The following is a 10,477-nucleotide window of genomic DNA, read 5'->3' on the forward strand; positions in this document are numbered from 1 at the left end:
ATGTATCGATCGCGCTTGTTGTCAGTTGCTGCGGCTGGCGCCGTCGCGCTCATGGTCGTCGGATGCGGTGCAAACACGGGTGCCATGATATCGAAGTCACAAACGTCGTTGCGGCCGTCTCACGACACTGCTGCCGTATTACAAAAGCCAGATCCGGCAGGTATTCCAGCCGCTGTCTCATTGACAGCCTTGCAGCGAAACAATGTATGGTACAACATCGACCTGCCGGACGGCGATACAGGCTATCGCTGGGGATATATGCACGGGGTCTTTCAAATTCAGCGCACGGACGATCGCGGCGCAACTTGGCGCGGCGTGAACGTTCCCGTCCGTTTTGACTTAAGCACAGAATCTGTCTACCGCGGAGTAGAAAACCCACAACTAGCCGTGGTCAACCTGGACACGCTTTATTTGTATGGCGTCTCTGGGCATTCCTTCGTGCGGGCGGGAACAAGTGATGGGGGTGCGCATTGGAGTGTTTATCGCACAGATTTAGGTGCAGATGGATTCCGGGTGACAAGCGTAAGTCAGCCAGCAAAGTCACAAGGATGGGTTTTACTCGCTGGAACGGGTGCCGCAAATAGCGGAGTGACCCTCTTGTATCATGTGACGAACGGCGGCGCTACGGTCGCACAAGTCAAGGTCGGTCACTTGCCGTCGGCCTCCGGTCTGCCCATGAACGCGCAAGCTGTCGTCGCCTTCACCAACCTGCGCAGTGGGTGGTTGCTTACGACCACGTCGTCCGGAGAACTGTCGCTTTATAGGACAGACGATGGCGGTCGTCACTGGTCCGTGCGCACCCTGAAGCCTCCGAAGCAAATCCTTGGCGCGAAGGCCGTTAAGGTTTATCAGCCGCAACTACTCGAAAACGAAGGGACGTTTGCCGCCGTTTTCACTACTGGAACAGGAAAGTCCAGCAAGCAACACGTGGTCATCTTCCGATCCCGCGACGGTGGCAAGACGTTTGCTGGCGAGTTGACGGATCAGCTGGATGGAGCCAAGGCGAACTATGAAGGACAGCCAGCCGTGTTCGCGACGCCGGACTACGGCTATGCCGTCAACGATGGCCGTTTGCTACGCACCACAGACTCCGGCGACAGTTGGCTGACGGTTCACTCGCCGTCCTTGGAACTGTGGCTACAACGTTATCCGTGCGTCTTAGCGATGAACTTTGTATCCTATACGCAAGGTTACATGCTGTTGGCCGACGCCACCCAAAAGCATACGGTGTTGTTGCAAACTGCAGGCCTGCGCGACCGTTGGCAGCCGGTCCCCTAACCGGCTGCAACAGTGGCAGTTCAACGCCGGAACAACGCAGTAAAGACTTCATCGGCTGCCCGCTGACCCTGCACAATGCAGTCGGGCAACCCCAGACCTTCGTATCCGGCGCCCGCCACAGCAAGGGCGGGCGCTTGGCTTTGAATCGCGGCGTGCAGCCTTTGCAGGTGGTCGCCGTGGCCAACGAGATAATTGGGCATCGCGTGCGACCAGCGTGTGACCTTGTGCCAGACTGGTTCGGCTTGAATGCCCACTATGCTCTCCACTTCGCGACTCACCTGTTTGACCATCGCCTCGTCGTCCAACTGAAGATACTCTTCTTGTCCCGCGCGCCCGACGTAACAGCGTAGTACAACCATATCGCTGGGGGTCGTGTGTGGCCACTTGCTCGACATCCACGTGCTCGCTGTCATGGCCATACCTTCAGAGCGAGGAACCAAAAAACCTGAAGCATGTGACAAATCGACGGTGACATCTTGCTTTCGGTACGCGAGGATGATGGTTGCCGTCGACGCATACGGCACGTCAAACTCGTCGCTGACAATGTCTAGCTGACGGAGCAACGGCTTGGCAACTGAGACAGGCGTCGTGAGAACAACACCATCAAACGTTTCGCTGGCACTGCTGCCATTGTCGCCCGTGGCTCGCACCTCATAGCCATTCTCCGTCCGGCGCATGGCCACAACTTGCGTTTCGAGACGAATCGAGACCGCTTGCGCGATGTCGTCGCGCAAACGTTCGATCACGCTTTCGAGCCCCGTGCGCACCGTCACGAAGGCGCTGCGTCCAGACAGTCCGCTGCGATTGGTTTGTTGTCGCTTGCGGCTGGCCATCGCCCCAATGATTAAACTGCGCGATTGCACGGCGAGATCGTACAATTGACGCCAGGTGGCAAACAGGCTTAGTTGGTCGATGCGCCCCGCATAGATGCCTGCGAGCAAAGGTTCGCCTAAATAATCGACCCATTCATCCCCCAGGCGAGATCGCAAAAACGCTCCAAGCGACACATCCTGTTGAATCGGACTGGCTGGCAGCCAGACGTCCGCCAGCGCCCGCAATTTCCCAGTCCCCGACAGTAAAGACGAGGCGAGGAACTTTTCCACTTCGGCAGGAATACCGACGAAGGTACCTTGTGGCATAGGGTGCAGTTTGCCGTTGCGTACGATGAATGTCTGTGAGGCTTCCGGATTCATATATACGATGTCGGTTTCCATACCGAGATCGCGCAAAAGTTGTACCCCGGCCGGTTTGCGCGCGAGCATAGAGTCGGGGCCGCCTTCTACAACAAGCCCGTGTTCTCTGTACGTGCGAATCTTTCCACCAAGACGCGAGTCCTTTTCGTAGAGCACAATATCGCAGGGCACGCCTGCGCTACGGCTCTTTTCAATGAGGTGCCGGGCCGCCGTCAAGCCTGTGATGCCACCGCCGATCACGGCCACTTTCATGGCGCCATCAGCTCCGTTTCTCGCTCAGCTCGGCGCACAGCGTCGCGCAGGCCGGCAAGAAATGCTGGATCGTCGTTCATTTGGCGGGTGCGCACGAGATGCAGCCCCAACTCTCGTGCCCGAGCCTGCGCCTCGATGTCAATATCGTAAAGTACTTCCAGATGATCCGCGACAAAACCTTGCGAGCACGATACCACTTCGCGGTAACCCTGCTCGCGCAATTCGCTTAAAACATCGAGAATGTCCGGGCCAAGCCACGGCTCATGGGTGCGACCCGCACTTTGCCAAGCATACATGTAATGCGGCAAGTTCAGGCGTTTGGCAATCTCGTCGCCCGATTCGTGCAGTTGATCGACATAGGGGTCGTTCATTTCGAGAATGCGAGCAGGTAACGAGTGTGCCGAGAAGACGACCATCGCGTTTTGCGGTTCGCTGCAGCGAGCCAAGGCCTCTTGGACGCGACTGGTCAGAACGTCGAGAAAGCGCGGCTCCATGTGCCACTCGCGAATGTAGCGAAAGGCCGGCCCCCCTAAGCGTGCCGCCGTCTCTCGCACCTGTTTATGGTAAGTTTCAATACTCATTGTCGAATAGTGTGGTGCTAGAACGATGGCTATCGCCTCGGTGATGCCGTCTTCATGCATCTTCTCCACAGCGTCCGAGATGAATGGCGTCGTGTGCTTCATGCCTTGATACAGACGGACGGGTCTACCTCCGTCTGCATTGAGTAGCGCTGCAAGCCCTTCCGCCTGCCGACGCGTGATCTCGGCAAGTGGGGAAACGCCGCCAATCGCTTCGTAGCGGCGGATGAGATCGGCCAGCTGTTCGTCTGAAGGCGGCCGACCGTGGCGAATATCGGTGTAATACGGTAGTACTTCGTCAAGGCTGTGCGGCGTGCCATAGGCCATTACCAGCAGGCCGAGCGGTTGTGTATTCAACGCGTTTCCTCCCTAGCGAGCACCTTGCCCAGTTTGCGTTGGTGTGTACGCGTGTACCGTTTCTACCAAGTGACGCAGCACACCGAGGTCTGTGGATGGTTTGACGCCATGCCCCAGATTAAATACATAGCCCGGTGTCGCCGTGCCTTCATCCAAGATGTCTTGCGCAAGTTTGTCGATCACGTCGATGGGCGCGAATAACATTGCCGGATCGAAATTGCCTTGCAGCGCAACTTGGTTGCCAACCCGAGCGCGTGCACGGGAGAGTGGCACGCGCCAATCGACGCCAATGACGCTCGCTCCGGTCTCGGCAAAGTCCCCCAGGAGCTCACCCGTATTGACGCCGAAGTAGATCAGAGGCACGTCAAGTTTTCGCAGTTCGTGGAAGATGCGAGTCATAAACGGCTTGACACTCTTGCGAAAGGCGTCGACGGAAAGGCTACCGACCCAGGAATCGAATACCTGCAAGGCCGCCGCTCCCGCTTCAACCTGCGCTCGCCCATAGTGGATCACCATATCCGCAAGCTTGTCCATTAACGTCTGCCAAAGGTCTGGACGGGACACCATCATCGTTTTGGTGTGCAAATAGTCGCGCGACGGCCCACCTTCGATCATGTAACTCGCGAGTGTAAACGGCCCGCCTGTGAAGCCGATGAGCGGGATGTCCAACTCCGCGCGCAACAGACGAATACTCGTGAGGACGTGTGGCAACGCCTCACTTGGCGTGAACGGTCGCAGGTTCTCGATATCTTGTTTTGTGCGGATGGGCTGTGCGATGACTGGACCGACATTCTCGCGAATGGTAAATTCGAGTCCCATCGCCCCGACCGGAACCATGATGTCCGAGAATAAAATGGCCGCGTCGACACCCAGTTTGCGAACTGGCATCATCGTGACTTCCGCACAGAGTTCTGGTTCAGCGCAGATATCCAACAGCGAATGACGCTCGCGGATCTTACGGTAGTCGGGATCATAGCGACCGGCTTGGCGCATGAACCAAACAGGCGTCACGTCCGTTTGTTGGCGCCGGCAAGCCTGCAGAAAACGTTCGTTGACCAATGTGCGAATCTCCATTCGTCGTCCACCCACCTTATCTCAGTAGGATGGCCGATAGTTGGTGGCTTTCATCCACTGTTATACCGAAGCTAGAAATGGACTTGCAAACGAGTGGCAGGTGCGGTGTGCAGCAAATCGGGCGAGTTCGTAAAACTGTCATTTGCCTTGCGCGAGGAGTATAATGATGGTGCAAGATAAAGTGCGAGGAGGCGTGCTCGTGAGTTTGGAATTGGATTTCTACCAGATGATGATTCAACCGATGCGCGACGAGCTGACCAATATTGGATTTCGTGAACTTCGTACGGCCGAAGAGGTCGACGAAGTGATGGCAGATAAGACAGGGACGACCTTTTTTGTGGTGAATTCGGTATGTGGGTGTGCAGGCGGGATCGCGCGTCCGGCCGTGGCGATGGCTTTAGAGAACGACCGTCGTCCGGATCGACTGGTGACCGTGTTCGCGGGACAAGACAAGGAAGCTACCGCGCGCGCACGCGAATTTTTCACAGACATGCCGCCGTCGTCGCCTTCCTTCTTCCTCTTTAAAGACGGCGAATTGGTTGGTGTGTTGCATCGTAGTGATATCGAAGGATCGCGGGCGGACATTGTCGCAGGTAAGTTGATGGCCTTGTTCGACAAGTACTGCGAGGCAAAGACCAACTGATAGCGTAGCGCAAGCCGCTCCGAAGCTGGGGGCGGCTTTTTTTTGACCATTCAGTTCATCCCTACCCAGGCACCGTCTGCCTGATGTGGTATGATGAAGGCATCATGCTAAAGGGGAGCGGCTGTTGATGAGCGGGTTTACATATTGGCAAGGCGCCGAAGCTGTATTTCCAAACGTGCGCAATATTTTCTGCGTCGGTCGCAATTATCGCGATCACGCTGCTGAACTGGGCAACAAGGTTCCCACATCGCCGATGATTTTTGGCAAGTTCACACACGCCCTGGTGGCCGCTCGCGGCCAGGTGCCGTTTCCTGCGGGACGCTCGGAAATCCACCATGAGCTTGAAATCGTACTTTGGATTGATCGCACCCTCGAACACGGTGACAAGCCGGAACAGGCTGTTGGAGCCATTGCTTTGGGGCTGGATTTGACGGATCGCGCATTACAAAGTCAACTCAAGGCACAGGGTCATCCGTGGGAAGCGGCCAAAAGCTTTCGGCATTCGGCGATTGTCTCCGACTTTTATACCGTCTCATCGTTTACTGACGTGATCGATTCGACGTTTGCCATGACCGTCAATGGCCAAAAGGTGCAGGTCGGACAGCCGCAGGACATGGTATTTTCGTTTGCCGATCTGATTCGCCACTGCGCGCAGACGTATGGACTAGGGCACGGCGACCTGCTGTTTACAGGTACGCCTGCTGGAGTTGGTCCGTTGCAGCCGGGCGACGAGGTTGTGTTGACCATGAACGGACAGACGTGGGCATCGTTTTCACTGGCGAAACCGGACGAGGGGGGAATCGTTTGAGTTCGAGTGCACTCGATTCGTATTTAGAGGCCATTTACGTGTTGCACGCCGAAGGAGAGCAGGTTTTGGCGTCGCGTGTAGCTGATTATCTCGGCGTGTCGCGCCCAACCGTCTCGCAGACGCTTCAACGTTTGCAGGGACAAGGATACGTCGAAATTGGCGAGGCTCGTGAGTTGCTGTTGACTGACGAAGGCAGGGCGCGGGCCGAGGCTATTGTTCGCAAACATCGTTTGTTGGAGCGTTGGTTGACCGATGTTTTGGGACTCGACTGGGCGGATGCACACGTCGAGGCTGCACGTCTGGAAGGCAGTGTGTCGCCGTTGGTGGAGGATCGCTTGAACGAACTGCTCAACCACCCGGCCACCTGCCCGCATGGCAACGTGATTCCAGGCAACGGTTTTGTGCAGCCCAAAGGGATTTCACTTTCGGAAGCGCCGACAGGCGTACCACTCGAAGTGATACGCATCGTGGAAGTCGCCGAGGAAGACCTGGATTTGTTGCGATTTTTTCACCGGACAGGCCTTGTCCCCGGCGAAGTGGTCGAAGCCGGACAGCATCAGCCATACGAAGCTGGGATTCCGGTGAAGGTGCGTGGGCAAAGCCTTTCGCTCGATCCCGCCATCGCGGCACGCGTTCAGGTGCGCCCGCGCTAATCACCGCAAAGGCATAGATCTGGCCCGTTTCGTCCACCTTAAGCGCGACGAGAAGCGAGTGAGGTGGGCGTGTTGTTTCGCAAGTCAACGGTTTCGAGAACATGGCTTCGCCTGGCCAAAGGGTTGCTCGCCCTATGCGGCGCACTTGTATGCCTGTTGCTACCTGTTACATCCACGCAGGCTGCCGGTAAAGCTCCGTATGTCAATGCGAAGGCCGCAATTGTCTACGATGCAACCGCGAAAAAGGTCTTGTATGACAAGTTGGCCGATACGCCCATGTATCCTGCCAGCACCACGAAGTTGATGACAGCCATTTTGCTTGTTCAGCACCTCGAACCTGATAGTCCCGTGTACATCGGCACAAAAGCGGCTCATCAACCACGCGTTCGCCTTGGCGTCAGTCCGGGGACGACCATGAGAGCGGACGATGCGTTGCGCGCACTGCTCATGAAAAGCGCCAATGATGTGGCGTACGGTATTGCCGAGACGGTGGGCGGATCGCAGGAAGGGTTTGCCCGCATGATGAACGTGCAAGCCAGGCTTCTTGGCTGTACACACACGCGATTTGTCACACCCAACGGTTTGCATGCGGATGCACACACGACATCGGCCAAAGACATCGCACTGATCCTGGCTGAGGCCATCCGTTATCCACGCATCGTTAAGGCCATGCAGACGCCGTCGGCAACCGTTGCCGGTAAGTCCATTCGCAATGGCAACAGGCTACTCTATAGCCCACCAAGTGCCATCGGCACGTTCATCGGTGGGAAAACAGGATTTACCTCCAAGGCGATGTATTGTCTCGCTACAGCCGTGCGCCGAGCGGACGGACACGTCATGATCAGCGTCGTTTTTGGCGCGCCTCGTAAAAGCCTCATGTATCGTGAAACCATTCGTTTGCTGACGTGGGCCAACCGAATGTCGAATCATAGCGCAAGTTGACAAGCGGGTCCCTCATAACCTGTATTACGACGGGTGATGGGGGGCCTTCGCATGGGCAAAAGCGTCGCGTTGGCATATGTGCTTTGGTTTTTTCTTGGTTACCTAGGCATTCACCGGCTCTACTGTGGGCGCATTGGCAGCGGTATCGTCATGGCAGCCTGTACAGTGGTGGGCGGGCTGACGGCACCACTCTTCATCGGCCACGTGCTGCTGTTTATTGTCGGCGTCTGGTGGTTGTTCGATCTCGTCTTAACCGCGCGCATGGCAGGATACCGCGGTTGATGTTCAACCGCGGCGACCGTATAATGGTGCCGTTATGCCATGCGCTCATTGTGGAAAGGAAGTCGAGGCATGAAACTGCAAATCGCCGGCGTGACGTTGGACAACCCTGTCATTCTCGCGCCGATGGCTGGCGTTTGCAATCCGCCTTTTCGCATTCTTGCCAAGGAATTAGGCGCAGGTATGGTGTGCGCCGAAATGGTCAGCGACAAGGCCTTAGTTCATGGCAATGCAAAGTCGAAACGGATGCTCACCATTCTGCCGGACGAACATCCGGTCAGCCTGCAATTGATGGGCTATGATAAAGCCTCAATGGAACAGGCCGCAGAAATGGTCGGGGAGACAAACGCCGATTTGATCGATATCAATATGGGCTGTCCAGTCCTGAAAATCTATAAGAATGGCAGCGGTGCAGCACTCGCGCGCGATCCAAATTACGCTGCCGAGATTGTACGCGCGGTCGTCAGCCACGTCGATAAACCGGTGACTGTCAAGTTCCGCAAAGGCTGGGATGACGATCACGTCAATGCCGTGGAAGTGGCTCTTGCCGTGCAAGAAGCCGGGGCACAGGCAGTCGCCGTCCATGGGCGTACGGCAAAGCAAATGTACGCAGGAAAGGCGGATTGGGACATCATCCGCCGCGTCAAGGAAGCTGTGCAGATTCCCGTCATTGGCAACGGTGATGTCACGGATCCACTGGCGGCCAAGCGCTTGTTGGACGAAACAGGATGCGATGCAGTGATGGTGGGACGCGCGGCCTTGGGGAATCCTTGGATTTTCCGCGAGATCGCGCATTATCTCGAGACTGGCGAGTTTTTGCCTGCCCCGTCGGTGGATGAGAGAATCGCCGTCACGCTGCGCCATATGCGCCTGCTTGTCGAGCACAAAGGCGAGGACATCGGCGTGCGCGAGATGCGCAAACACGCAGCTTGGTATATTAAGGGTTTGCCAGGTTCCGCGGAGATGCGGACGCTCATCAATCAGCAGACGACCATGGTCGGCATGGAGCAGGTCTTGCGCAGTTATGTCGAGGAATTGTTGAGTCAGAAGTCGGCCTAACGATAGTCGTTGCGGCGGGTAAGAAGCCATCGGGCTTCGGCCCGCCGCCTTTGTCATTCAAGTGCTTGACCTTTGGTTTCGCGCCCTAACAGGCTGACGAACAAAAAGCCGACGATAATGACGGCAAAGAATATGCCGAAGACCCAGCCGTAACCGAGTTGAGATCCGAGTAGCCAGCCCGTAATGAACGGAGCGAGGGCGCTGCCGATGCGGCCAAAACCTGCGGCCCAGCCCATGCCCGTCGCGCGGAAGGCAGTTGGAAACTGTTCGACTGTAAACGCATAGGTACCCGCAAACGCAGCCAGCATGAAGTAGGACAAGAGCAGCCCGAAGACGATAATGCTTGCTGTGTTCCAGGCAAAGCCGAAGGCGAGCGCTGCCAAGGCGGCAAGAATCATCGACGTGGCGAGCGTCTTTTTACGCCCCCACTTTTCCACCAACCAGGCGGCCGTCAGGTATCCAGGGATTTGTGCAAGCGTCATGACAAGCGAATACCCCAAGCTGTGCACAAGAGAATAGCCTTTGTCGGACAACACCGACGGCAGCCACAAAAACATTCCATAATAGGAGTAATTCATGACAAACCAGAGAATCCACGTCACCAACGAGCGGCGGGCAATCCCGGGCGACCAAATCTGGCGCACAGCCTGACGCATCGAGGTGCGCTGAGACAAATGCTGGTATTTCGGGGTTTCTGGCAATGCAAATCGCAAAACGATCGTGTACAGGGCCGGGATCGCACCGATTAAAAAGACGATCCGCCAGCCGTGCGAGGGAATGACGAAAAACGACACGAGTGCAGCGACGAGCGAACCCACCGCCCAAAACGACTCCAACAGGACGACGCGGCGTGCGCGGACGGAGTCCGGTGAACTCTCTAACACGTAGGTGGTTGCGACAGGCAGTTCGCCTCCAAGTCCTAAACCGACAAAGAAGCGAAGAATGAAGAAAACACCAATACCGGCAGCAAATGCGGACAGGCCCGTCGCCAAGCTGTAGATAAGCAGTGTGACGAGGAATAAGGACCTTCGACCAAATCGATCTGCGAACAGGCCGGCGAGTCCTGAACCAATGGCCATGCCTATGGAACTGATACTGCCGACCAGACCGGTCACCGTGTGTGTGAGGTGCCACTCTTTGGACAGCGAGACCAACACATACGACAAGATGCCGACATCAAATGCGTCAAACAACAGACCTAATCCGGAGGCTGTAAGAATCCTGGTTGCGGAGACGCGTTTGCCGCCGACGGTAATTGGATCCACCATGCCAGTCACCTTCCTTCTCAATCAAGTTATCCACGGTATATGAAACGGGCCGGCAGGTGGTGACAAACGCCGTGGCAGGAAGTAGCAAGTGGC

General features: G+C 56.5%; 11 protein-coding genes. 7 read left to right on the plus strand and 4 right to left on the minus strand.

The genetic code is table 11. The annotated features are described in order from the left end of the window. A complete protein-coding gene (locus tag QMF38_RS11690; RefSeq protein WP_281759532.1) occupies window positions 1–1,278 on the plus strand; it encodes a WD40/YVTN/BNR-like repeat-containing protein in 1,278 nt (425 codons plus the stop codon). 20 nt (window positions 1,279–1,298) lie between these two features. Here QMF38_RS11690 and hemG read toward each other — a convergent pair whose 3' ends face one another. From hemG to hemE, 3 genes are read right to left on the minus strand one after another with little or no spacing between them, the layout of a single operon-like run. Next, window positions 1,299–2,723: a protoporphyrinogen oxidase gene (gene hemG, locus QMF38_RS11695; RefSeq protein ID WP_281759533.1), complete on the minus strand. Its 1,425-nt coding sequence runs from the start codon at window positions 2,721–2,723 to the stop codon at window positions 1,299–1,301. Beyond that, window positions 2,720–3,658 carry a ferrochelatase gene (hemH, locus tag QMF38_RS11700; RefSeq protein ID WP_281759534.1) on the minus strand — a complete coding sequence of 313 codons (939 nt, stop codon included), beginning with the start codon at window positions 3,656–3,658 and terminating at the stop codon, window positions 2,720–2,722. The genes hemG and hemH overlap by 4 nt, the downstream gene beginning before the upstream one ends. Window positions 3,659–3,670: 12 nt before the next feature. Then, the gene (hemE, locus tag QMF38_RS11705; protein WP_281759535.1) at window positions 3,671–4,732 is read right to left on the minus strand and encodes a uroporphyrinogen decarboxylase; all 1,062 of its coding nucleotides are present in this window, start codon (window positions 4,730–4,732) and stop codon (window positions 3,671–3,673) included. A gap of 163 nt (window positions 4,733–4,895) precedes the next feature. Between hemE and QMF38_RS11710 the strand changes: the two genes are divergently transcribed. From QMF38_RS11710 to dusB, 6 genes are all read left to right on the plus strand, one after another. Further along, window positions 4,896–5,375 carry a BrxA/BrxB family bacilliredoxin gene (locus QMF38_RS11710; protein WP_006446404.1) on the plus strand — a complete coding sequence of 160 codons (480 nt, stop codon included), beginning with the start codon at window positions 4,896–4,898 and terminating at the stop codon, window positions 5,373–5,375. Between the two features lie 127 nt (window positions 5,376–5,502). Continuing rightward, window positions 5,503–6,183 (plus strand): fumarylacetoacetate hydrolase family protein, encoded by a 681-nt coding sequence (locus tag QMF38_RS11715; RefSeq protein ID WP_281759536.1) that lies wholly within the window; start codon window positions 5,503–5,505, stop codon window positions 6,181–6,183. Next, window positions 6,180–6,836 (plus strand): metal-dependent transcriptional regulator, encoded by a 657-nt coding sequence (locus tag QMF38_RS11720; RefSeq protein ID WP_006446406.1) that lies wholly within the window; start codon window positions 6,180–6,182, stop codon window positions 6,834–6,836. The genes QMF38_RS11715 and QMF38_RS11720 overlap by 4 nt, the downstream gene beginning before the upstream one ends. A gap of 69 nt (window positions 6,837–6,905) precedes the next feature. Next, window positions 6,906–7,778: a D-alanyl-D-alanine carboxypeptidase family protein gene (locus QMF38_RS11725; protein ID WP_232302124.1), complete on the plus strand. Its 873-nt coding sequence runs from the start codon at window positions 6,906–6,908 to the stop codon at window positions 7,776–7,778. 51 nt (window positions 7,779–7,829) lie between these two features. Further along, window positions 7,830–8,060: a TM2 domain-containing protein gene (locus QMF38_RS11730; RefSeq protein WP_040289042.1), complete on the plus strand. Its 231-nt coding sequence runs from the start codon at window positions 7,830–7,832 to the stop codon at window positions 8,058–8,060. Between the two features lie 69 nt (window positions 8,061–8,129). Continuing rightward, a complete protein-coding gene (gene dusB, locus QMF38_RS11735; protein ID WP_281759537.1) occupies window positions 8,130–9,116 on the plus strand; it encodes a tRNA dihydrouridine synthase DusB in 987 nt (328 codons plus the stop codon). 53 nt (window positions 9,117–9,169) lie between these two features. On the opposite strand, the gene QMF38_RS11740 is transcribed toward dusB, so the two are convergent. Then, the gene (locus QMF38_RS11740; protein WP_281759538.1) at window positions 9,170–10,384 is read right to left on the minus strand and encodes an MFS transporter; all 1,215 of its coding nucleotides are present in this window, start codon (window positions 10,382–10,384) and stop codon (window positions 9,170–9,172) included. Window positions 10,385–10,477: the final 93 nt, after the last annotated feature.

It is taken from the genome of Alicyclobacillus hesperidum subsp. aegles (genome assembly GCF_027923525.1).
Lineage (GTDB): Bacteria > Bacillota > Bacilli > Alicyclobacillales > Alicyclobacillaceae > Alicyclobacillus > Alicyclobacillus aegles.

What these genes read in the sequence shown, in the direction of transcription:
- QMF38_RS11690 (WP_281759532.1), top strand. Translation starts at nt 1, where the DNA reads ATGTATCGATCGCGCTTGTTGTCAGTTGCTGCGGCTGGCGCCGTCGCG.
- hemG (WP_281759533.1), bottom strand. Translation starts at nt 2,723, where the DNA reads ATGAAAGTGGCCGTGATCGGCGGTGGCATCACAGGCTTGACGGCGGCC.
- hemE (WP_281759535.1), bottom strand. Translation starts at nt 4,732, where the DNA reads ATGGAGATTCGCACATTGGTCAACGAACGTTTTCTGCAGGCTTGCCGG.
- QMF38_RS11710 (WP_006446404.1), top strand. Translation starts at nt 4,896, where the DNA reads ATGATGGTGCAAGATAAAGTGCGAGGAGGCGTGCTCGTGAGTTTGGAA.
- QMF38_RS11715 (WP_281759536.1), top strand. Translation starts at nt 5,503, where the DNA reads ATGAGCGGGTTTACATATTGGCAAGGCGCCGAAGCTGTATTTCCAAAC.
- QMF38_RS11730 (WP_040289042.1), top strand. Translation starts at nt 7,830, where the DNA reads ATGGGCAAAAGCGTCGCGTTGGCATATGTGCTTTGGTTTTTTCTTGGT.
- dusB (WP_281759537.1), top strand. Translation starts at nt 8,130, where the DNA reads ATGAAACTGCAAATCGCCGGCGTGACGTTGGACAACCCTGTCATTCTC.
- QMF38_RS11740 (WP_281759538.1), bottom strand. Translation starts at nt 10,384, where the DNA reads ATGGTGGATCCAATTACCGTCGGCGGCAAACGCGTCTCCGCAACCAGG.